The sequence below is a fragment of the Clostridium drakei genome (genome assembly GCF_000633595.2).
Lineage (GTDB): Bacteria > Bacillota > Clostridia > Clostridiales > Clostridiaceae > Clostridium_AM > Clostridium_AM drakei.
Map to the genome: position 1 here is coordinate 1 of NZ_JIBU02000027.1, position 24,698 is coordinate 24,698.

Sequence of the window (24,698 nt, forward strand, 5' to 3'; positions counted from 1 at the left end):
AAGGACTACCGTCCTAAAAATTTTTTAATAAGCTTCTGATATTTTTTAGGATGTGCCAGAGGATATTATTAAAATAGTTTAAATATATAAACTAGGCAATAAGTATTATGAAAGCTACGTTTTTTATTAAGAGCCATATCATAATGTATTATAAGCAATTTTTCATATTAGAATTACAATAGTTACTACACAGCTTTTTAGGTGGAGGGAGCTTTGAATATATGGTGTATAAAAGCTTTTGAGAGAATTTAGGAGGTCTTATGTCTAAAATTTAAAAAATCTCGTAATTTGAATCAGGACGATTCAAGCCGCGAAAGTCCCAGGACGGGACATTTGAGCGGGTAGAGATTTTTAAAATTTTAGACATTAGAGCCCCTTAATAAACGGTTGGCTTTTATACACCATATATTCAATGCGGACTCCACCTAAAAAGCTGTGTCGCATTATTTTTATATTGACTCTAACGTAACGTGATAGTATATAGTATAGTTATGCTGAAGGAAAGGAGGTACAGGATTTTTGGAACTGAAAATTAACGAAGTTGCAAAATTAACAGGAGTTACAGTGAGAACTCTTCATTATTATGATGAAATAGGTTTGCTTAAGCCAAGCAAGGTTTCTGAGGCGAGTTATCGTTTATATGATGACGATGCTATTGAGTTGCTTCAACAAATATTATTTTTCAAAGAGTTGGATTTTCCACTTAATGAAATTAAAGAAATTGTTAAAAGTGCATCATTTGATAGAACGGAAGCACTAAAAAAGCATAAAGAGCTTCTTAGTAAAAAACGTAAAAGAATTGATAAGCTAATAAAGCTTGTAGAAAAAACAATAGAAGGAGAATGTAATATGAGTTTTAAGGAATTTGATAATATTGATTTTGAAAATGCAAGAAAGAAATATGCAAAGGAAGTTAAAGAACGCTGGGGAAAAACTGATGCTTATGTTGAGAGTGAAACAAAGACTAAAAAGTATGGTAAAGAACAGTGGAAGCAGGTAAATGAAGAAGGTGGAGATATTTTAAAGGCTTTTGCTGAGAATAGAGAAAAAAGTGCTGATAGTAAAGAAGTTCAAGCACTTGTTAAAGAATGGCAGGATTACATTACAAAAAGATTTTACAAATGTACTAATGAAATTTTAAAAGGCCTTGGACTTATGTATTTACAGGATGAACGTTTTAAAGAAAATATTGATGGTTATGGCAAGGGAACAGCAGAATTTATATCACAAGCAATTGCAATTTACTGCACAAAGTAAATGAAAGGATATCAAGTGATTCTTAGACTCAGGTGGAGTTTGCTTGTGAGGAATACCTCTTTCCATTTGAGTCTTAGAAGAACTTATCCAGATGCGTAGCAGTGCTTATCTCCCATTTGAAGAAGATGGGGGGATTAGCAATGGTAGCGGTCGGATACAAAGTTATTTTTCATATTTGAATGTGCACTAGCTGAAAATAAAGACTATATTTTTAATATTTTTCAATGAGAAAAATATTAAGAAAAAAATCAACAAGCACCATAAAGCACTGAAAGTATTAAATTTCACAATAAGAAGCGACCATGAAGAGAACATAATTGGTTATTACTGTGAAATTTAATGCTATTTTTGGGGGTTTCAAAGTGAATTAATTTAGTTTGAAAAACATAATTAAATGAAGTACTCTTATACTAGTTTTTATATTATTCAGCACTTAATCCTGCTAAATTTAACAAATTCCAAGGTTTATTGTAATGTGGCTGGAAAAAGAAATCAACAAAAGCCAGTTCATCTATAGTCATTTTATTTTGAATACACACTGACATTGTATTTATGGATTGAGTTAAATCGGCCTTTGAAACAATTTGAGCACCTAAAATCCTTTTAGAGTCTTTTTCATAAACTACTTTTAGTTGTGCTAAATCATAAGTAGGCATAAATTCTGGACGGTAGTTATCTTCAACCATTACTGTTTTGATATTTATTCCATATGCTTTGGCAGAATTTTCAGTTAAACCTGTAGAGGCTATGTTATAATCATAGATTTTAATTCCAGAAGTTCCTTGAGTACCCATATATTTTGTAGTTGGCTTAACTAAGTTTCTAGCAACTAATGTACCCATACGAACTGCGTTTGTAGCTAGTGGAATATATTCTTGCTTTTCTATTGGATTATATTTAACAGCACAGCTATCTCCAGCTGCATATATATCTTTTTTACTAGTATGCATATATTCGTCTACCACAATAGCACCATTGCCTAACATTTCAAGCTGTCCTTTAAATAGTTCTGTGCTTGGTTTGAAACCAATAGAAAGTATAATTAAATCTGCTTCATATTGGCCCTTATTTGTAATTACTTTTGAAACTTTTCCATCTACACCCTCAAATCTTATAACTGTCTCACCTAAAGCCAATTTAATAGCATGGTCTGATAAAGCTTTTTCTGCTTTATCTGTAAATTCTTTATCTAAATATTTGCTTAAAATGCGATCCTGACTATCAATTAGCGTTACCTTTTTATTATTCATTTCAAAGGATTCTACTAGTTCAACACCTATATACCCTGCGCCTATAACCACTATATTGTTGGCTTTTTGAGATTTTTCAATTATAGTGTTTGAGTGGTAATAATTTTTGGATATCAATATATTTTCTAAATTGCTTCCATCAACCTTAGGAAGTATTGGCCATGAACCAGTTGTTACTATTAATTTATCAAAGGTATCTTCAAACTCTTCTTTTGATTTTAAATTACGAACCTTAAGTTTTTTTTCATCTATGTCAACGGATACTACGTCATGAGACATTTTAGTGGATACTCCTAATTCCGCCAATTTTTCTGGTGAACTATAAAACAATCCCTTAGGATCTTTTACTATTCCTGCTACATATAATGCTATTCCACAAGATAAAAATGAAATTGTATCATTTCTCTCATATACAGTTATTTTTGCATCTGGATATAATTTAGAGCAGTTTACCACAGCAGAAGTTCCAGCATGGGTACAACCTATGACAACTATTTTCATTATATTTCCTCCTTAAAACTTCATATGTCTTTATGATGCCCTAGCATTTTATGTCCTACTCATAATACTTATGTTTATACTGTATAATAATCAATATTTATTGTTTTTAAGAATTAACTATAAAAAATGTAGGATATCTAATAACTTTTAAGTCTGATATTTTTAATCACTATTGAAGCCACCGTCAAACAAGCTCCAATAACTAAAAATATAACTGGAATATGGAACATTGCAGACTTTGTGGTAAGTCCAAGAAAATCTAAACTTGGTAAGCTATTTAATATACCCAGGTACCATAAAATAATATAAGTTATTTCAAAGGCAGTAGAACTTCCAGCAATGTTTCCAATAAAAATTCCTAAGGTATTTACAAAGAAAGAACCAATTAAAATATAAAGAATTCCTAAAAAGTTATGCAGCAGCAAAAACTTTATTATAACAGCTGTATTTATAAATACAGTGAATAAAATTCCAGCAGCAGCTGAATTTAAAGGCTCTATATTTCTATAGTTTTTATAAGTCAAAAGATAATCTTCCATATTAAAAGCTCTTTGAACAGTAGATAATTTAGACCATATGAAAACAGGTAGAATCCATATGGTTGGAATTAAAAATTTATTTAAGTTATCACCATTTGCAAAAAATATTCCTATAGAGCAGAAGATGATGGCTGCATACCAGTATAAACTAGGAGAAACGACTACAATTTTAAGATTGCTTTTTAGTATGCTAAGGTTATTCATATAAGTTTTGTTTTCAAAAATCTTAGTCAAAACTGTTTTTTTACAAGGAATATATTTTGCTTCTTTTGTAAGCTTATTAGCTATTGTAGATGGTTTTGTTCTAATAAGAGAATTACTTTTGAAAAACATGGAGGCTAAAAAGAGTAAAAGGATTCCTATAAAAATCCAAAATAATCTTTGGAACAATATGTTAAAACCAAGGTTTGCATTATTCATTATAAAAGTTTTAATATTTCCATGAAGGGGTCCACTTGTGCCAAGACTGAAAGAATCTATATTAGAAAACTCTTTAAAAGCATGCTTTAATTGTTCTGATATTATTTTGGCAGCAGTATTCATCCCAAAAACATCTGCTAAAGTAGAAGTTCTGTTTTGAATGGAATATATGATTATTCCAGACCAGGTAAAGAAGTATACTACATTTCCAAAAGAGTTCCTTAGAAAAGGAATGATTTCAAAAATTATTGCTATAACTGCTGTAAGAAAGCAAGCTGGTACTGCTAATATTAAAAATGGTGTTAAAAGCTTAATTGGCTGCAAATAATAGCTTTCACCTCTAGCAAATTGCATTAAAACAGTAATTGCAACAACTACAAGCATTTGAGTGAGAAGAAACAGTAAATTGCCAAAGGCTTTTCCAAATATAAATACCCAGGATTTTGTTCCTATAGAAGCTGTCATTTCGCCTATTAAAAGTTCTTTTTCTCTCTTTATAGAATTTCTAACAAAGTAAAATCCAATCAAAGTCACAACACTAATAAAGGCCATAGTAGAAACCCAGCCAAGCCATACAGAATTATAAACTCCTCTATAAAAATATCCTTCAAAAGAATAGGTTAAGGTATAATAAAAACTGCTGTTGTTTTCTGGGAAGAATAAATAGCATATATACATCATTAAAAGACTTATAATAAGTGTGGTTTTGCTTCTTATTCTATCTAAAAAATCAGATATTCCTATGTAGTAAATTTCATGTAGACTATTCAATGTTTCCACCTCTTTTTCTTGAGGTATAATAAATATAAGCATCTTCAAGAGTAGGGGACACACTTGAGGCATTTAGTAAGGGTTTTGATTCTGATATTACTCTTATAACCATTCCTTCATTTCTTCTTACTATATTTCCTGTTATATAATTGTCCTTTATTTTTTTAAGGTGACTTTCTTCAGTTAAACATTCCCATACTATTCCCTCTAATGAATTTAAAAGTTCTTCGTTTTTACAAAAACACATGAGCTTACCCTTATCAATAAGAACTATTTTTTCAGCTGAAGCTTCTACATCAGACACTATATGGGTAGACAAGATTATTATTTTATCTTTTGATAAACTATTAATTAGATTTCTAAAGTTCATTCTTTCATTGGGATCTAATCCTACGGTTGGTTCATCTACTATAAGAATTTTAGGATCGTTTAAAAGAGCTTGTGCAATGCCTATTCTCTGCTTCATACCGCCAGAATAATTTCCAATACTTTTATTTGCAGCATCTCTAAGATTTAGTAAATCAATAAGTTCATTTATTCTATTTACTGCTTTTTTCATGTTAAGTCCTTTTAAAGCTGCCATGTATTTTAAAAATTCAACAGCAGTTAAATTGGGAAATACCCCAAAGCTTTGGGGTAAATATCCTAAAGCATGTCTAAGTTCATCACCATTTTTATGAATGTCACATCCATTCCAGGTAATAACACCTTCTGTTGGCTTTGAAACTGTAGCTATCATCTTCATTAGTGTTGACTTGCCAGCACCATTTGCACCTAAAAGACCTATGATTCCTCTTTCTAATTCCAGATTAAAATTTGAAAGAGCTGTAAAATTATTTGAGTATTTTTTTGAAACATTTTTAATTGAAAGCATAATATTTCCTCCTAAATTTAAGTTGTAAAATTATCTAATGATTATCCACCTTAATACTTCAAGTCACTCTATAAAAGTAACTATGTAATATCTATTTATTTTAAATAGAAGTAAAGATCGGACTTACACCTTAGATAAACTCACTTAAAATAATAATAGATTAGCCTTAATATAAAGCTAATCTAACATTAATAAATTCTAAAATTTAAGAGGAATAGATATAATAAATAAATTATTTAGGGATTCACTAGGAGTAAGTTTAATATCTCCACCATGTTTTTTTATAATTTTTTTCGTTATAGCTAGGCCTAAACCACTTCCACCAGCACTAATTTCTGATTTTACGAAGGGTTCAAATATTGTATCTCTAATTGATTTGTCAATATAATGTCCATTATTGCCAATTTGTAAAATTACATTGTTATCTTCTAAGTAACAAGAAATCCTTAATTTTGTGTAATCTTCATTATGATTTAAAGCATTATTAAAAATGTTGGAGATTGCTCTTTTCATAAGCTTTTCATCAAATTTAAATGTAATAGGATAATCACTGATGTTGAGTTCTAGGTTAAAGTGCTTATTTTGAAATTCTTCATAGTATTCTACAATAAGACGTCTAAGCCATTCAGTAAAGTTAAGCTTTACTAAAGAAGGGCTATATTCTGAATCTTCCAGTTTTGAAAGTGCAAATAGATCTTCAATGAGTACTGTAGAGTATATTGCTTTATTATGTATTATCTTTAAGAATTTTTCTTTCTCCTCTAAGGTTACATTTTCCTCTAGCAAAAGCTTGGAGAATCCCTGAATAGAGGTTATAGGTGTTTTCAAATCATGAGATATATCAACTAAAAGTCTTTTTTTACTCTCATCTATTCTTTTATTTTCTTCTTTGACTTTTTCAAGTTCTATTACCATTTCATTAAATTCAGTTTCAACATCTTGAAGCTCTCTTAAACCTTTTACATTAGCTCTAGTGCCATAATCCAGCTTTTTTAAGTTTTTTATGCTGTAAATAAAGTTTTTAAGAGGGTTTGTTATAAATTTAGAGCTTATAAGACTGCAAATATATAAACCTATTAACAAATAAAGAAATTGAGTTAAATATAGTATTCCATAAACCTTAAAAGAAAGAAGGCTGTCGGCTTTAGTATATAAATTAGGTTTATAGATAAAGGAAAGTGTGAGTTTCCTTCTATCAATTTTATAAAGAAAAAGATAGGGTTCGCCATGTTTTCCTTTTACTGAAAATACTTCCCCATAATAAGGACTTTCAGATGAATAATTTCCAACAGAAGATAATCTAAATAGTTGTTCATCATTGTATTGCATTATACTATCTTTTTTTTCACCTTTTACATAGATTACTTTCCTATCTTCATTGAGAACTTCTTCCCAGGCACCTATTTTAGAAAGAAAACCTAAATTTATTTTATCAAAGTCTTCATTATAATAAGAAGACATTGGTATATTATTGATTTGTTCATTATTAAAAACAAGCTTTTTTACTATAAAGGCTGAGGATTTATAGGATAATTGTATAATTACATACAATACTAGAAAGGTTATTAAACAATTTATTATAAGAAAGTTTTTTACACCTAATTTTTTCTTAATAATATTAAAGTCAAACTTCATGATTTAATTACCTTCAAATATATAACCAAGACCTCTTATAGTCTTGATAAACTTAGGTTCTTTAGGATTGTCCTCTATTTTTTCTCTTAACTTACTTATATAAACCATTATAATTTTTTCATCTCCAAGATAACATTGTCCCCATACCTCTTCATATAATTGACCTTTAGTAAAAACCTTATTTTTATTTTTCATAAAAAAGCACATAAGTTTATACTCAAAGGAGGTCAGCTGAACTTCCATATCATCCTTATATACTTTACAGCTTCCTTCATCCAACTTTAGATGCTTATTAATAATTGTGAGATTATTTTCTTCCTTATTGTTGTTAAATATGGTACTTCTTCTTAAAAGTGCTTTAACTCTTGCAATAAGTTCTAGAGTATTAAAGGGCTTGGCAAGATAATCATCTGCACCAAGGAATAGACCATCAATTTTATCAATATCTTCGCCTTTAGCAGATAAGAATATTATAGGAGTGCTGCTTTTTTCTCTAATTTTTCTTAAAACTTCTTTTCCATCAAGACCAGGCATCATTATATCTAGTACTACAATATCTATTTGCTCCTTTTGAAAAATTTCTAAGGCCTCTTTGCCATTAAATGCTTTATAGGTATTGTATCCATTATTCTTCATATAAAAATCTATCAACTCTACAATTTCTTTGTCGTCATCTACAATTAAAATTGAATTCATATTTTTAACTCCTTATATAATCTTTAAATTTCCCTAATATTGGTTTAGTTCATTTATTTTTGCACTATTCTGGAGAAATGCTTTTAAGTTTAGTTGGAAAGGCATTTCTTATAAAAATTCTACTTAAAAATGGCAAACATTTGATGACCTTCTATATTAAGTAGTTTAATATCCATATTAATTTACGTCAAGTTTTGGAATATGAGGTATTAAAATGCTGCCCAGGCTTGTAAGAATGTGCTTATGAGTAGAATAGCCCTTCAATATATATTCCCGTAAAAATAAAAATTATCATAAAATTAAGCTCCTATTAATTTTACATTAATAATACATTAAACCCAGCAGTATATACTCATATTAAGCTTGAAAAATTAGCATGCGGAACAAAACTAAAAGCTTCAAAACATATTATACGGAGGTACTAATCATGATAAAAAAAGTGTTACTAATTTTTGTACTGATTTTGGTTGTGGCAGGAGGTATATTACTTTTCTCGCCAACCAAAGCTGAGAATTCACAAAGAATCTTTACTTCAAAAGAAATAGAGAATTTAAAAGAAATATCATTAGATGGAGATTTTGATGTTAATATTACAGCTTCTGATTCAAAGGATATAAAATGCAGCTTTTCTAAGGTTCAAAAAGGATTTATATTAGGAGCTTATAACTTTGAATCTGGCATAGAAAATGATGTTTTAAATGTTACTTCAAGCAGTAAAATAGGTACAGTTTGTTTTGGTGGCTATGAAGGATTAAGTTTGAATATTGATATACCTAAAAGTTATAAAAATAAGATATCTATAAGGTCTAAATTGAGTAAAATAAAAATAACGAATTCAAGTTCAAAGAATATACAATGTGACGTACATGACAGCGATATTAAAATTTCATTAAATAATATATGTGGTAATATTACTGTAAATTCAAACTTAGGAAATATAAATTTAAAGCTTCCTAAAGATGAAAAATTTAATTTATCTGCTAAATCACATATGGGAAAGGTAACTAATGATCTTGATTCAAATGTAGATCATTCTTTAAAAGAAAAGAATATTAATCTTTTATCTTCAGATGGTGATATAAATATAAGTGAGAATTAGTGAAAAAGTTTTTTGTGAACGATATAGAAGCAAAATGAAAACATGAATACAAATTTAATATGCAGATTTATTTGTTTTAGATGTTTATAAAGTAGTATACTAATAATTAAATACAACTGAAATAAAAGGAGGAACAAATGAATAATATTGTATTTCTTAATATAAAGAGAATAGATTTTGATGACAAGCTTGATTTATCATATTTAAATAGGTTGGGTAAGGTTAGCAAATATGAAGGTAGCAGTAATGAAGAAATTTTAGAAAGAGTAAAGGATCAAAATATCGTAATTACAAAAGAAATGATAATTGATAGGGAGTTAATTGAGAAATTTCCACCTTGTGTGAAGTTAATTTGTGAAGCTGGTACTGGTTACAACAATATTGATATAAAAGCGGCAAAGGAAAAAAATATACTTGTATGTAATTTACCAGGCTATAGTACAGAGGCAGTTGCGCAGTTAGTTATTACATTTATGTTGAGTTTAAGCTCTTCACTATCAAATCAGCAGAGAATGATTGAAGATAAAAATTATGATAATTTTACTAAATACCTTCAAGTTCCTCATTTTGAAGTGCAAAATAAAACACTCGGAGTCATTGGAGCAGGGGCTATTGGGCAGCAGGTTATGAAAATAGCAAGGGCTTTAGGAATGAAAGTACTTGTATATAGCAGAACCAATAAAAATTTAGGAGATTCAAAAATAAGTTTTGTAAAGCTTGAAGAACTTCTTAAAGAAAGTGATTTTATTACGCTGCATTGTCCACTTACACCTGAAACAAGATATCTTATTGATAGATCTAAAATAGAACTTATGAAGCCATCAGCATTTATTATAAATACTTCTAGAGGAGCTATTATAAAAGAAACAGATTTGATTGAAGCATTGAAAAGTAAAAAAATTGCAGGAGCAGCACTTGATGTTCAAGATCCAGAGCCTCCAGAAGTAAATAATCCACTTTTTGATATGAAAAATGTTATACTCACTCCTCATATAGGGTGGAAATGTATTGAATCAAGACAAAGACTTATAGAGCTTTTGAGTAGAAATATTGAAGCATTTATTAATGAGCAGCCAATTAACATTGTTTCATAATATAATATTTAAATCAAACTTATTGTATAATAAAAAAGTAAATAGGAAAAAATGTTGGTTAGAGGTAAAATATGTATAAAATTTTAATTGTTGAAGATGATATGGTTATTGCAAAATCGATGAAAAATTGTCTCAGTGGCTGGAATTATGAAACTGAATTTTTAACAGATTTTAAGGATGTTACTGCAGAATTTATTAAGTTTGATCCACAGCTTGTACTTTTGGATATATCCTTGCCATTTTTCAATGGTTATTACTGGTGCACTGAAATTCGTAAAATATCAAAGGTTCCTATTATTTTTATTTCTTCCATGTCTGATAGTATGAATATCATTATGGCTGTAAATATGGGGGGAGATGACTTTATTTCTAAACCCTTTGATTTAAATATTCTTGTAGCAAAGGTACAGGCATTAATAAGAAGGACATATTCCTTTGGTGGAACCATGGATATAATTGAACATAATGGCATAGTGTTAAACTTAAACAACGCTACTATTGAATATGAAAATAATAAGATTGAGCTTACAAAAAACGAATTTAAGATAATTCAAATTTTACTTGAGAATGTTGGCAAGGCAATTCCAAGGGATGTTATTATGACAAGGCTTTGGGAAAGTGACAGTTACATAGATGATAATACTTTAACTGTTAATGTAACTCGCCTTAGAAAAAAACTTTCAGATGCTGGTATTTGCGACTTTGTTAAGACAAAAAAAGGCATTGGGTATGTGGTGGAATAATATGAGAGAAAAATCTTTTTTTCAAATTTTGTTATGGTATATTAGAGGTCATAAAAAAACAATAATAATGGGAAGTATTTTTATTGGAATTTTTGCTATGGTATTTTCATTATATTCTTTAGAGCTTGAGCCAGTTTTATATGCTTCTTTTTTATCAGCCATTATAGCTTTTATATTTATTGCTTATGATCTTATTAAATACTATAAAAAGCATAATGATCTATGTATTCTTGAAAAAAAGATAAACATAGGATTAGATAAATTGCCAGTAGCTAATAATTTAATTGAAGCTGACTATCAAAATATTCTGCAGACACTTTATGAACAGAGTACAGATCTAATTTCAAATATAGACATTAAGCAGACAGAAATGGTAGATTATTATACCCTTTGGGCGCATCAAATTAAAACTCCAATTGCGGCAATGAGATTGATACTGCAAAGTGAGTATACTGAACAAAACAAGGAATTGTTGGAGCAAGTTTTTAAAATTGAGCAGTATGTTGAAATGGTGTTAGGTTATTTAAAAATTGATAATAACTCATCAGATTTGGTGCTTAAAAAATATAATTTGCTTGAAATTATAAAACAAGTTATTAGAAAGTATGCACATGTATTCATTAGAAAAAATATAGCACTTGATTTAAAAGAAATGGATTGCACTGTGCTCACAGATGAAAAGTGGCTGGTCTTTGTAATTGAACAAATATTATGGAATGCATTAAAATATACAAGCAGCGGAAAAATATCAATATATATGGAGGATATTTCCCAAAAGGTGCTTGTAATCGAGGATACAGGATCAGGTATTGCAGAAGAAGATTTACCAAGAATATTTGAAAGAGGTTTTACTGGATATAATGGACGTATGGATAAAAAGGCAACAGGAATTGGTCTTTATCTTTGTAAAAAGATATTAGATAAGCTTTCACATACAATAAGCATTACTTCTAAGGTTAATGTAGGAACTAAAGTAAAAATTAATCTTTCTTCTATAAAAACTATAATAGAGTAATACAATGTTACAAAGATGTAAGGTTAAAATAAGAAATGTAAGCTAAAGTTATGGCTGAGCATTTCTATTTTTTTTATAATTATAGTATAGTCAAAGTGAACAGAGGAGGAAGAAAATGAAGTTATTAGAAGTAAATAATTTAAAGAAAATATATTCATCAAGATTTGGAGGAAATCAAGTTCAAGCTTTAAGTAATGTAACTTTTTCAGTGGAAAAGGGCGAATATTTAGCAATTATGGGAGAATCAGGCTCGGGAAAAACCACATTGCTTAATATACTAGCATCTTTAGATAAGCCAACTAGTGGTGAGATTTTACTTGAAGGCAAGAATATTGTTGCAATTAAAGAGAGTGAAATTACTGCATTTCGTAGAGAAAATTTAGGCTTTGTATTTCAAGATTTTAATTTGCTTGATACCTTTTCTTTAAAGGATAATATCTTTTTGCCACTTGTTTTATCAAGAAAAGCTTACAGTGAAATGGAAAAAAGATTGAAGCCTATTGCAGGAAAATTAGGAATAGATCAAATACTAGAAAAATTTCCTTATGAGGTATCAGGAGGACAAAAGCAAAGAGCAGCTGTTGCTAGAGCTTTAATTACAGATCCACAGCTCATTTTAGCAGATGAGCCAACAGGAGCTCTTGATTCAAAATCAACAGATCAACTTTTAAAATTATTTTCAGATATTAATAATGAGGGACAGACAATTGTTATGGTTACTCATAGTACCAAGGCAGCAAGTCATGCAGGAAGGGTACTTTTTATAAAAGATGGAGAAGTGTTTCATCAGCTTTATAGAGGTTCAATGACAAAGGAGGAGATGTTTGAAAGAATTTCAAATACACTTACAGTAATTGCTACTGGGGGTGCAGCAAATGAATAAGCTATTTTATCCTAAATTAGCAGTAATAAACATCAAAAAAAATAGTAAGACTTATTTCCCATTTATACTCACTTGTATATGTACAATAATGATGTTTTATATAATGCATGCAATTTCAATAAATAAAGGATTGGATGGAACCAGTGGAGCTCAAAGTTTAAAAACAATTCTTTCTTTAGGAACAATAGTAATAGGAATATTTTCAGCTATATTTCTATTTTATACAAATAGTTTTCTAATTAAAAGACGTAAAAAAGAAATTGGACTTTATAATGTTCTTGGACTTGAGAAAAAACATATTGCAAAAATACTGTGTTATGAATGCATTTTTACTTCTGCTATCAGTTTAATAATTGGACTTATTGGTGGAATTATTTTGAATAAGCTTATGTTCCTTTTGCTAATAAAAATGCTTAATTTTAAAGTATACTTTGGATTTTCTGTTTCAATGCCATCTGTGGTAAAAACTTTAATTGTTTTTATTAGTATCTTTTTTCTAAATTTGTTATCAAATTTATTTCAAATAAAGATATTAAAGCCTATTGAACTTTTAAAAGGGTCTGAACAAGGGGAAAAAGAGCCAAAAACAAAATGGATTATGACCATTATAGGAGTAACAGCTCTTTGCACTGGATATGGAATAGCATTAAATGTAAAATCACCTATTTCTGCATTGCTTTTGTTCTTTGGGGCAGTTATTTTGGTTATGATAGGAACTTATGCAATCTTTACAGCAGGAAGTATTGCAGTATTAAAGTTTCTTAGAAAGCAAAAGAATTTTTACTATAAAACAGGCAATTTTATATCTGTTTCTGGCATGATGTACAGAATGAAGCAAAATGCAGTGGGACTTGCAAATATTTGTATTTTAAGCACTGCTGTACTAGTTATGCTCTCAACTACAATTTCTTTATATGCTGGTATGGAGGATTTCTTAAAGTTTCGCTATCCAAGGGATATAGTTATAACAGCTAGAGAAACTAATGAAAATCAAATACAAAAGTTGAATGAAACTTTAGACTCTGAATTAAAAAGTAGTAAAATAGATATAAAAGATAAAATTCAATATATGAATAATAGTTTAGAAGTCGTGGAAAAAAATGGAAAATTTTTAACTGTAAGTAAAAACACTGATAAATCAAAAGTTTCTGTTATAGAGGTTATTCCTGTTTCAGATTATAATAGATTACAAGGAAAAAATGTTACTCTTCGTGATGATGAAGTAATTCTCTTCTCAAAAGTAAAAGGTTATGATGATAATACAATTAATATTGATAGCAAAGTCTTTAAAGTTAGGCAGAGATTGGATAAACCTGTAGAGGGTTTAAATAATTCTATGATGGATGTAGTAGATACCTATGTAATATTTGTAAATAATGTAGATGCTGTAGGAAATAAAGGATTCAAGGAATATACAATTAGCTTTAATATTAGTGGTGCAAATAAGGATATAATATCAACTTCTGACAAGTTAAATAAAAAATTTGTGCAAAATAAAATGAAAGCTGGTGTTGAAAGTGCTGTATCTGGCAAAGAAGAATTTCTTTCAGTATATGGTGGGTTGTTCTTTTTGGGTATATTTTTAGGCACACTATTTTTAATGGCAACGGTACTTATCATTTATTATAAGCAGATATCAGAAGGATATGAAGATAAAGAACGTTTTGAGATTATGCAAAAAGTTGGAATGGATAAAAGTGAAATAAGGAAGACTATAAGAAGTCAGGTACTAATGGTATTTTTTCTTCCTCTTGTTTTTACAATAATCCATATTGCCTTTGCATTTCCAATGATTACAAAGATGCTTGCTCTTTTAGGACTAAAAAATGTAAATTTATTTATACTTTCAACTTCAATGACAATAATTGTTTTTGCAGCAATTTATACACTTGTATTTTCATTGACAGCTAGAGCATATTACAAAATCGTTGAATAAACTTTTTTAAATAAAATCTGTAGAACTTGTAAATTAAAAATGGGGCTGTTGCATTAAGAATAAATACTACAATATATTGTATGTAAATTTCTTAGTGCAACAGCACCATTTTACTAATTATTAATCAATATGGTTGAATGATAATTAAAGGATTTATCTAAGAAGTTTAGTAGGTTCCTTTTTATTTAATCCACTTGCATACCAAGCTACAATTAAAAGTAGTATCCATACAACTCCAACTATAGCTGGAATTCTTGTATCTGCTCCCATGCACATTGAAATAAATACCCCAACTAAGAATATCATAGTTATGATACCTGAAGCTGGATAAAGTACTGTTTTGAATTTCAAATTTTTAACCTGTTCAGGTGTAAGACTTCTTCTGAATTTAATCTGAGTATAAACAATCATAAACCAAGCAAATATACCTGCAAATGTTCCTACACTTGTAACATAAGTAAATGCTTTACCAGGAGCAACATAGTTTAGGATAACTCCAACTAACATAAAGGCTACTGAAATAAGTATTCCATTTTTAGGAACATTAGTTGAGCTAAGCTTTCCAAGAGATTTAGGTGCCTGACCTTGTAGTGCTAGATTATACAACATACGTCCAGTTGTGAATATACCTGAGTTACATGATGATGCTGCTGCTGTAAGTACAACAAAGTTTATTATACCAGCTGCTGCAGCTATACCAAGTTTAGCAAATGTAAGAACGAATGGACTTCCTGTTGTTCCTATACTATCCCAAGGATAAAGTGACATTATAACAAACAATGCACCAATATAGAATACCATTATTCGCCAGAAAACACTATTTATAGCTGTTGGTATTACTTTTTCAGGATTTTTTGCTTCTCCAGCTGTAACACCTATAAGTTCAACTCCTACGAAAGCAAAGGAAACCATAGTCAAGGTAGATATAGGTCCCATAATTCCTTTAGGGAAGAATCCACCATGAGCAGTCAAGTTTGAAATACCAATAGGTACTCCTTTATTTCCAAGTCCAAATGCTATCATAGCTAAACCTACTGCAATCATAATAATTATTGTAACAACTTTTATAAGTGCAAACCAGAATTCGATTTCTCCAAAAGCTTTTGCTGCAGTTAAGTTTACAGCAGTAAGTACACAAACAGCGACAAGTGCGGATACCCACTGTGGCACATTTGGAAACCAGAAGTTTATGTAAATACCGACTGCAGTAACTTCTGCCATACATGTTACAACCCACATTATCCAGTATGTCCAACCTGTTAGATATCCTGCAAGAGGACTTACGTAATCATTTGCGTATGCACTGAATGAACCTGCAACTGGATGCTCAACAGCCATTTCACCAAGAGCACGCATGATAAAAAATATAATTATTCCTGCAACGGCATAAGTAGCCAGTATAGCTGGGCCTGCAGCCTTAATGGCTGTTGCTGATCCTAGGAACAAACCAACTCCGATGGCTCCACCAATTGCCATCATTTTAATGTGTCTTTCTTCAAGACCACGCTCTAGGCTTTCACCTGTTTGAGTTTCAACTTTGTTACTCATTTTACTTACCCCTTTCTTATGAAAAAATTAGATACTTGTGAGATTTTAAATCACATTAGGTTTATAGAGCTTTTTAGTTGTATCAAAAAGGATTTCTTTCACCTATTACTGGATATTAATTAGCATGAGTATATTGTGAAGTATCCTTAATGAATAGAATTGATTTTTCAGAATATTCAAATTGAAATTAATTATTTGCCTTTTGTTTTATTAAAATACAATTATTCAATTTATATAATATTCTTTCTTTATTTTATATAATCATTTCAATATTGTCAATAATTATATAAATAATAAATAAAATATCGTTTTATATACAACTATATCGAAATACATTTGATTTTATTGATATAAATATATTTTTTGATAATATAAGCTTTTTTTACTTTGCTTAATAAAATTTAATTTAAAATTTCATTGCAAATAGCTAAGAATTATTTTTAATATATTACAGACAATTATGGAAAAATGATTTTTACATTATAATTAATATCAAAATATAAAAAATAAAATTAAATTAATTAAATAAGCAAATGTATTTATACTCTTTATCTTACACACAGTTTTTTTCATTATACATTTATCTGTTTATTTTTATATATAGATATTAAAATTTGATTTTAAAAACCATTAGTCATAAAAATTAAATATGATCCATGATCAACTTGAAGAGGATTTAAAGTGACATTACTAAATTGTAATATGTGAAAATCAGATATAGATGGGTTTTGCTCAAAGATAAACTCAACCTGAATCTAAGAATTACTTTATAAACTTAAGATTTCTTAAGAAATTTTTATAAGTCTTGTAAAGTCTATTCTCTACAATGAAGTTATGATATTTAGAAGGAGAGTAGAGAATATGAAAAATAGATTTAAGAATATTTTAGTGCTTATTATAATAGCTTGTGGATTTTGGTACATAATACAGTATGAAGGTTTAAGATTAAAGGGTATAGACTTTAATCTTAAAGGAAATAAATTTGAGTTAAATCAAAAAGATAAGTTAGTAAATAAAAATAATATTAATGCAAGTACAGGACTAATATTAGTAAATAGTGAATATGGTTTAGATAAAAATTATGAACCAAAAGATTTAACTATACCAAGTATATCATTTGCTAGTGGAGTGAATGAGGAAGAAAGGCATGCAGCAGGAATTATTATAAAGCCACTAGAAGAATTAGTAAATACAGCTAAAGCTGAAGGAATAATATTAATTGGTAATTCAGGTTATAGATCATATAAGTCACAAAAGAATACTTATAGTAGTAGAGTAAAATCAGAAGGAGAGAAACTTGCAGATGCATATGTAGCTAAACCAGGATTTAGTGAACATCAAACGGGATTATGCATTGATATTACTAATAAAGATAGATATTTTGTAAAAGGAACCAAAGAAGCAGATTGGCTTGCAAAAAATTGCTATAGATTTGGTTTTATTATAAGATATCCTTATGGAAAGAAAAATATAACAGGTATAGAATATGAACCTTGGCATATTAGATATGTTGGAAAAGAGGCTGCTAAGTACATTTATGATAATAAAATTACATTAGAGGAATACTTAGAAAAATAATTATATAATTGGAGGAGCAAATGAACAACAATATTCTTGTGGTGGATGATGAAAAAGAAATAAGAAATTTGTTAGAAATAAACCTTAGAAATGAAGGATATAGTGTATTTAAGGCAAGCTCAGGGGAAGAAGCTTTAGGAGTACTAGATAGAGAAGAAATTCACTTAATAGTTTTAGATATAATGATGCCAGGTATGGATGGTTTAGAGGTTTGTAGAAGAGTAAGAGAAAAGTATAGCATGCCAATTCTTATGTTAAGTGCAAAAGTGGAGGATATGGACAAGATACAAGGTATTATGACTGGTGCGGATGATTATGTATGTAAACCTTTTAATAGTTTAGAACTTACAGTTAGAGTAAGAGCACTGCTTAGAAGAGCATATTTTTTAAATACTAAAATTCAAGTTTCAGATGACTTAATAAGGATTGAGTCAATGATTATAGATAAGAGCAAACATAAGGTAACAGTAAGTGATAATGAAGTAGATTTAACAGCAAGAGAGTTTGAAATTTTATATTTATTAGCTACAAATAGAGGAAGAGTTTTTAGTGCAGAGGAAATTTTTGGAAAGGTGTGGAAGGAAAGATATTATCAATCTAATAATACTGTTATGGTGCATATGAGTAGAATCAGAGATAAGATAGAACACTATATGGAAGGAAATAAGATAATTCATACTGTGTGGGGAGTTGGTTATAAAATTGAAAAATAAGAGATTCTATAGATATTGGTTATCATCATTAGTTGATGTAGTAATTGCAGTATTATTGACATATGTAACTTTGATTATAAGTAATAAAATACTAGTTTATTTATATAGGTATACTAAGATTCAGCTTATTAATTATTTTTTTAAATTCTGGAATATTATTAAATATGAGATGTTTGGATACAATATCTATATAATCGTTGAAATATCGTTATTTATGTTGTTTTATATGCTTGTAATATATAAAAAAACTAAGAGCCTGGCAGCTATTATGGATGAAACTGAAATAATGGCTAGTGGTGATTTAGATAGAATAATAAAAGTTGATTCAAAAGGTGATATCAAAAATTTAATGAAAAATATAAATGATATAGCAGAGCAGCTTAAAGATGTAACAGTGGAGGAAAGAAGAGCTCAACAGACCAAAACTGATTTAATAACTAATGTTTCTCATGACTTAAGAACTCCATTGACCTCAATAATAGGTTATTTAGAAATTATTGACAATGATAAATATAAAGATGAAGTGGAATTGAGATATTATGTTAATATAGCATATGAAAAAGCTAAAGGTTTAAATTTGCTTATAAATGATTTATTTGAACTTACTAAAATGCAAAATAATACTATTAGTTTGGATAAAGTGGATATTAATTTAGTACAATTATTAGGTCAAGTAGTTGCCTATTTTGAATATCAATTTAAGAATGCAAACATGGAATCAAGAGTCAATTTTTCAGATGATAAGTTAATAGTAAATGCAGATGCAAGAAAATTAGTTAGAGCTATTGAAAATTTATTATCTAACGCAATTAAGTATGGACAAGAGGGTTTTTATGTTGATATAACAACAAAAATTGAAGAGAATATGGCAGTAGTTCAAGTTATAAATTATGGTCAATCAATATCATCAATAGAGTTACCACATGTATTTGATAGATTTTATAGAGTAGAAAAATCAAGAAATAGTGAAATAGGTGGATCTGGGTTAGGGCTAGCTATAACAAAAAATATTATAGAACTACATCAAGGAATAATATCAGCCTATAGTGATAATGAGAGAACTATATTTGAATTTAAATTACCAGTAAAATAAATGTGCAAAATGCTGTTATTGATATATAGACAAGAATTAAAGTATAAAGATTTAGATGAATAATAAAAAAATGATATTCTTCAAAAATAGTCCTTTACCTATATTATTATAAATAATTTACATTTATGCTTTTTATATTTTTTAGAAATATGAATAGTGAGTCCTTTTATTGTATATTGCATAAGCAAAAATTCCACATAGTAATGATAAAGCACTAAAATTAAACAACCATTCATAGCCTAAAGAAGAAGCAATAGTGCCTCCTATCAAAGGACCTAAACCTTGACCAAGGTTAGCACCAATGAAAAAAGTGCTTGAAGCTAATCCCTTTTTTTGACTTCCCAATTTATGAAAGCATTCTGCCTGTAGTGCAGGTTGAGCAGTTCCTTGGCCAAATGCTTTAAAAATAGCGGCTAAAATTATCATCCAAAGAGCACTAGCATGAGCTATTAACAGTGCTTCTGTTATGCTGAACAATAATGCTGGATACATAACAGTTGAAAGTCCCTTTTTATCATATAGTTTTCCAGATATTGGCCTTGTAAAAATAAGAAATAATGCATTTACTGTGAAATACATTCCAATTGTATTTATCTTACGTTCTTCACCAAGTAAAACTAAAAATGAAGTGGCAAGACCATTTCCCATAAAAAATAAACCGCCAATTAAAGATAGTGGCAATATTTCAAATGCAATAATATCTTTTAAATGAACGACATGTTTTTTATCTACTGTATTATTTATAGATATCTGATTTTTGTTTGGTAAAAAGTTCATGCATAATGATGCTGTTATAATCAATGCTGCTGATACTATAAAGGTTTTGGACATTCCAAATCGATTAGCAGCTTCTATTCCTATTTCAGGACCAAAGGCAGTTGCAATAATTTGACTGATTCCAAGATAACCTATACCTTCTCCCATTTTGTTTTTTGGTATGAAATCAGTTGCCCAAGCAACACTAGCTGCATTAGTAATGCTGAAACTAGCACCATGTATTATTCTGAAAAAAATTATAAATGCAATGTTAGGCGATAGACCATAACCTAATGTTGTAATTCCATTTATAAAAGTACCAATTATCATTACATATTTTTTGCTGGTTCTATCTGTCAATATTCCACCAAATGGACCAATAAATAATGCTGTAATTGAAAATAAACCTACAATTACTCCTGCCATGCTTAGAGAGGCACCTAAACTTGAAGTGTACTTTGCTAAAAGTGGAAAAACAAGATAAAATGCCATGAAGGTAAGAGTATTAATTCCTAATAAAGTAATAAAATTAAAATTCCATAGTTTCATATTTTTTTCTGCTTCTAAATCTGATCCTATTTCTTTCATTTTGATTCACCTCTGATATTACTTAAAATGTTGTTGATTTTTTAATATAAAATATGTAATTTCAATTTTTATTTTTACGTTGAAAAATATGTTAGAAGCCTAATTGTTAGACTCCTAACATTTATACTATACCTTATCAAAGCTGATGTCAATTAAGAAGGTAAGTATAGACAAGTTCTTAATTTTTTACAAAGTAATGAAAGAAGCTCACGTTCTTTCGCTTCTCATGTGCGAAAGTTTAGTTAGTTATTATTTAGTTTCTCATTAACAATTTTATATTTTGTTTTTGATGTATACAAATAATATATAACTATTCCAGCGAATAATAATGCACCACAAATATAAAAAACAGAAGTTAAACCAAATTTACCTGCTATGGTTCCTCCTATGATTGGTCCTAGTCCTTGGCCAGCATCATAACCAATAAAATAAGTACTTGTGGCAACTCCTACTCTACTAGGCCCTAGTCTTTTAACACAAGTTGCTTGTAGTGCTGGTGAAAGTGAACTTTGTCCAATTCCATAGAGAATTGCCACTGTGAGTATCATCCAAAGAGATGTGGAAACTGCTAATAATAGTGCTGCTGCCATAGCCATAGTAAAAGCAGGAAATGCTATAATTGATAAACCTTTATTATCAAGAAGTTTACCTGAAAGTGGTCTGATAATAAGAATTACAATTGCATTTACTGTAAAATAATAACCAATGTTTGAAATATGTCTCTCATCACCAAGCAAAGCTAAAAAGCTTCCTATAACTCCATTCATAAAAGTGAATAGACAAGCAATAATGGCAAAGATAACCAGTTCTTTGGCAAAAAAATCATTAATTTTGATTTGAAAGTTGTTTATATTTAAATTTTTTTTATTTGGTGGATTATATGGAATCATGGTTATAAGAGCTACTGCAATCATAACAATAATACAAGATAGATAAAATACATATTTAAATCCAAATCGTGTTGAAATTTCCAGTCCAAGATTGGGACTTATTGCAGTTGCTAAAATATATCCGAGTCCCATAAAACCTATTCCTTCACCAATTCTTTTTTTGGGCATATATGACGTAGATAGAGCATTAATTACTGTAACACTTATTGAAAATGATATACCTTGAATAATTCTAAAGAAAAAAAGAGTAGATATGCTATATGAAATTTTTAAACCTAATGAGGAAATTGCCAAAAAAATAGTTGAAACAATTAATAAATGTTTTTTGTTAAATTTGTCAGTTGCAAATCCGGCAAATGGACGAATAGTAATAGAAGTAATTGCAAAGATACCAGCAACTAAACCTGCTATGGACATTGCTGCACCTAAACTAATTGCGTACTTAGGTAATATTGGCGTCATCATAGTGAAACCAATAAAGATAAGAGAATTTATCATTAACATTAGAATAAATGAAAAATTCCATAGTTTTTCTTCTCCTTCTGATTGTTCCATAAAAATCACTCTCCGATATGACTTAATTTTTATAAATATTATACCATAAATTCTAGAATGAGGTATAAAGTACAAAATAAGCATAATCCCACGTAAGCGAAGTAACTTTCAACTGTATTCCGGCTGATATATGCTGTGAAGGAAAACTCACTTCATTAAGAAGTTCTAATGCTTGAGATATTGAAAAATGACTACCTCTTCAAATGCGACGTCCTGTCGCTTTCGGAGCTTTTGCCGTCCTGGCAAAAATTACGCCATTTTTCAATATCTCAAGCAAAGAACTTCTAAAATTCGTTCGCATCTTCCTTCACAGCATATATCAGTCTGCATACAGTTGAAAGTTACTTCTTAGTGCATTACGTGCATTTATAATACTTAGTAACTAGTTTATGTATAGTTCAGCTATTTTAATAATATCCTATGGCGCAGCCTACAAAAATAGCAAGTTAGTTGATTATTAACTATATTTGAAATACTTGTATATTTTTTATGTTATGTTTTTTAACAATCTAAATAATAAGTTTCTTTTAAGATATTTCAGCAGGCTATGCCTTAATATTTAGGCGTTGTAAGTTATGATTATAAATATAATTTGGCTTACTAAAATTACTTATGACAATTTAATTATGTGCGTATACTTGAAGTTAAAATCCAAACTTCCACTGCACTTTTGCGTCGCAATGTGCTTACTACGTGAATAAATCAATAAATTCAAATATATGAGTGCTTTTGTAAATTAAATAATATAGTATTGTTGCATGCAAATAATACCATATGTTGACAGTACGTATGGTATGCCATAATATTGAATTAGATACTAATTATTCATAAAACTTATAATGAAGGGGGAGTTCATATTGTCAAGAAACAAGTATAACTATATAATTTGCGTTTTTTGTACATGTTTATTTTTACTTTTCACTTCTAAAGCATATGCATCAAATGATAATGAACCCATAGTAGATGCCTATAAAGTTTGGGCAATTAGATTTAATCAACCGATAAATTTTAATAAATTGACTAAAGAAAGTATTCAGGTTAAAGATAAAAATAATAATTTAGTAAATGTTAGATTACAAGAGGGGTCTTGGGGGGATTTAGTTTTAGTTATTCCACCTGAAAAAGGTTATAATTTGGGAGAAGAATATACTTTAGTGATAACTAAACAAGTATATTCAGAGAAAAACAAACAAATCAAAGAAGGGAAAACTTTTAATTTTAAAATTAAAGAGACTTCAGAAAAACCTATAGTTTTTAAAGATAGTGTTTTTGAGAGACTTATAAGATATAAAATTAAAGTGAACAAACCAGATTGGCAAACTCTTAATAAAAGTGATGTGGAAAATTTAACAGAACTAATGGAGCAGAATTGCGGAATAAAGAGTGATAGTACCATAAAGTATATTAATGGGATAGAAGATTTAGTCAATTTAAAGTCTCTTACTCTAACCTATTGTCAAATTGAAGATATATCTCCGTTGAAAGGATTAACTAATCTTAAAGAGCTTATGTTATATGATGATAATATAACCGACATAAGCTCGTTAAGAGGACTAACAAATTTAGAATTTCTTGAGTTATATGGTAATCAAATAGCTGATATACCGTCCTTAGAAGGATTGACTAACTTGAAATATATTGACTTAGGAAACAACAAGATACATGATATAACTCTATTAAAAGAGTTATCTAATTTACAAGAACTTAATTTAGTTTACAATAATATAACTGATATAACTTCATTAAAGGAGCTAACTAATCTAAATTCTCTTAATTTAGATAATAATAATATAAGTGATATTAGTCCATTAGAAAAGTTATCTAATCTAAATTCTCTTAGTTTAGGTAGCAATAAAATAACTGATATCAGTTCGTTAAAGGGGTTAACTAATCTAAATTTTCTTGTTTTAGACGATAATAATATAAGTGATATCAGTCCATTAAAGGGATTAACTAATTTAAAAGACCTTAATTTAGGTAGTAATACAATATCTGATATTAGTCCTTTAGAAGGGTTAACTAATTTATCAACTTTATGGTTAAAGGATACTCCTACAAATGAAGTATATAAAGAGAAGTTAAGGAAGTATTTACCTAAATGTGATATAAGGTTAGTTAATTAATAAAGTTTTGTTTATATGACCAATTATAGTAGTGTTAATTTCTGGCTTGCCATTTTTCATGGCTTTAGGTAAACTTTATATAGAAAATAGAATAATAATAATTTAAATATATGGAAAAAATAGCAGCTTCACATATAGAAA

19 protein-coding genes are annotated in these 24,698 nt (G+C 28.9%); 11 read left to right on the plus strand and 8 right to left on the minus strand.

Features of this window, described 5'->3' with window-relative positions:
• The first annotated feature begins 519 nt into the window (after positions 1-519).
• Positions 520-1,257 (plus strand): TipAS antibiotic-recognition domain-containing protein, encoded by a 738-nt coding sequence (locus EG57_RS0214765; protein ID WP_108849452.1) that lies wholly within the window; start codon positions 520-522, stop codon positions 1,255-1,257.
• A gap of 422 nt (positions 1,258-1,679) precedes the next feature.
• Here the strand turns inward: EG57_RS0214765 and EG57_RS0214770 are convergent, their stop codons facing one another.
• From EG57_RS0214770 to EG57_RS0214790, 5 genes are all read right to left on the minus strand, one after another.
• The gene (locus EG57_RS0214770) at positions 1,680-3,008 is read right to left on the minus strand and encodes an FAD-dependent oxidoreductase (RefSeq protein ID WP_032077959.1); all 1,329 of its coding nucleotides are present in this window, start codon (positions 3,006-3,008) and stop codon (positions 1,680-1,682) included.
• A 137-nt stretch (positions 3,009-3,145) separates the two neighbouring features.
• The gene (locus tag EG57_RS0214775; RefSeq protein WP_032077960.1) at positions 3,146-4,738 is read right to left on the minus strand and encodes a hypothetical protein; all 1,593 of its coding nucleotides are present in this window, start codon (positions 4,736-4,738) and stop codon (positions 3,146-3,148) included.
• Positions 4,731-5,612: an ABC transporter ATP-binding protein gene (locus EG57_RS0214780; protein ID WP_032077961.1), complete on the minus strand. Its 882-nt coding sequence runs from the start codon at positions 5,610-5,612 to the stop codon at positions 4,731-4,733. The genes EG57_RS0214775 and EG57_RS0214780 overlap by 8 nt, the downstream gene beginning before the upstream one ends.
• A gap of 198 nt (positions 5,613-5,810) precedes the next feature.
• A complete protein-coding gene (locus EG57_RS0214785) occupies positions 5,811-7,247 on the minus strand; it encodes a HAMP domain-containing sensor histidine kinase (RefSeq protein ID WP_032077962.1) in 1,437 nt (478 codons plus the stop codon).
• A gap of 3 nt (positions 7,248-7,250) precedes the next feature.
• Entirely contained in the window at positions 7,251-7,943 is a 693-nt protein-coding gene (locus EG57_RS0214790; protein ID WP_032077963.1) for a response regulator transcription factor, read from the minus strand.
• Between the two features lie 427 nt (positions 7,944-8,370).
• Here EG57_RS0214790 and EG57_RS0214795 point away from each other — a divergent pair, with 427 nt between their 5' ends.
• The 6 genes from EG57_RS0214795 to EG57_RS0214820 all read left to right on the plus strand — a co-directional run bounded on the left by EG57_RS0214795 (position 8,371) and on the right by EG57_RS0214820 (position 14,713).
• On the plus strand, positions 8,371-9,042 hold the full coding sequence (locus EG57_RS0214795; RefSeq protein WP_032077964.1) for a DUF4097 family beta strand repeat-containing protein: 672 nt from the start codon (positions 8,371-8,373) through the stop codon (positions 9,040-9,042).
• Positions 9,043-9,179: 137 nt separating this feature from the next.
• On the plus strand, positions 9,180-10,136 hold the full coding sequence (locus tag EG57_RS0214800; protein WP_032077965.1) for an NAD(P)-dependent oxidoreductase: 957 nt from the start codon (positions 9,180-9,182) through the stop codon (positions 10,134-10,136).
• A 71-nt stretch (positions 10,137-10,207) separates the two neighbouring features.
• Entirely contained in the window at positions 10,208-10,879 is a 672-nt protein-coding gene (locus EG57_RS0214805; RefSeq protein WP_032077966.1) for a response regulator transcription factor, read from the plus strand.
• A 1-nt stretch (position 10,880) separates the two neighbouring features.
• On the plus strand, positions 10,881-11,894 hold the full coding sequence (locus tag EG57_RS0214810) for a sensor histidine kinase (protein WP_032077967.1): 1,014 nt from the start codon (positions 10,881-10,883) through the stop codon (positions 11,892-11,894).
• Between the two features lie 115 nt (positions 11,895-12,009).
• Complete coding sequence (locus EG57_RS0214815; RefSeq protein WP_032077968.1) at positions 12,010-12,777, plus strand: ABC transporter ATP-binding protein; 768 nt, start codon at positions 12,010-12,012, stop codon at positions 12,775-12,777.
• Positions 12,770-14,713 carry an ABC transporter permease gene (locus EG57_RS0214820; protein ID WP_032077969.1) on the plus strand — a complete coding sequence of 648 codons (1,944 nt, stop codon included), beginning with the start codon at positions 12,770-12,772 and terminating at the stop codon, positions 14,711-14,713. The genes EG57_RS0214815 and EG57_RS0214820 overlap by 8 nt, the downstream gene beginning before the upstream one ends.
• Before the next feature lie 153 nt (positions 14,714-14,866).
• Here the strand turns inward: EG57_RS0214820 and EG57_RS0214825 are convergent, their stop codons facing one another.
• Entirely contained in the window at positions 14,867-16,261 is a 1,395-nt protein-coding gene (locus EG57_RS0214825) for an amino acid permease (protein ID WP_032077970.1), read from the minus strand.
• 861 nt (positions 16,262-17,122) lie between these two features.
• Here EG57_RS0214825 and EG57_RS0214830 point away from each other — a divergent pair.
• Genes EG57_RS0214830 through EG57_RS0214840 form a run of 3 tightly spaced genes read left to right on the plus strand, consistent with a single transcriptional unit; the run spans position 17,123 to position 19,645 of the window.
• Positions 17,123-17,839 carry a M15 family metallopeptidase gene (locus EG57_RS0214830; RefSeq protein ID WP_032077971.1) on the plus strand — a complete coding sequence of 239 codons (717 nt, stop codon included), beginning with the start codon at positions 17,123-17,125 and terminating at the stop codon, positions 17,837-17,839.
• A gap of 20 nt (positions 17,840-17,859) precedes the next feature.
• Positions 17,860-18,552 carry a response regulator transcription factor gene (locus EG57_RS0214835; protein WP_032077972.1) on the plus strand — a complete coding sequence of 231 codons (693 nt, stop codon included), beginning with the start codon at positions 17,860-17,862 and terminating at the stop codon, positions 18,550-18,552.
• Complete coding sequence (locus EG57_RS0214840) at positions 18,542-19,645, plus strand: sensor histidine kinase (RefSeq protein ID WP_032077973.1); 1,104 nt, start codon at positions 18,542-18,544, stop codon at positions 19,643-19,645. Before EG57_RS0214835 ends, EG57_RS0214840 begins: the two co-directional genes overlap by 11 nt.
• 141 nt (positions 19,646-19,786) lie before the next feature.
• On the opposite strand, the gene EG57_RS0214845 is transcribed toward EG57_RS0214840, so the two are convergent.
• Complete coding sequence (locus EG57_RS0214845; protein ID WP_032077974.1) at positions 19,787-20,989, minus strand: MFS transporter; 1,203 nt, start codon at positions 20,987-20,989, stop codon at positions 19,787-19,789.
• A 242-nt stretch (positions 20,990-21,231) separates the two neighbouring features.
• Positions 21,232-22,434, minus strand: coding sequence for an MFS transporter (locus EG57_RS0214850; protein ID WP_032077975.1), 1,203 nt, complete (start codon positions 22,432-22,434; stop codon positions 21,232-21,234).
• Positions 22,435-23,291: 857 nt separating this feature from the next.
• Between EG57_RS0214850 and EG57_RS25195 the strand changes: the two genes are divergently transcribed.
• Positions 23,292-24,557 (plus strand): leucine-rich repeat domain-containing protein, encoded by a 1,266-nt coding sequence (locus EG57_RS25195; protein ID WP_052037931.1) that lies wholly within the window; start codon positions 23,292-23,294, stop codon positions 24,555-24,557.
• Positions 24,558-24,698: the final 141 nt, after the last annotated feature.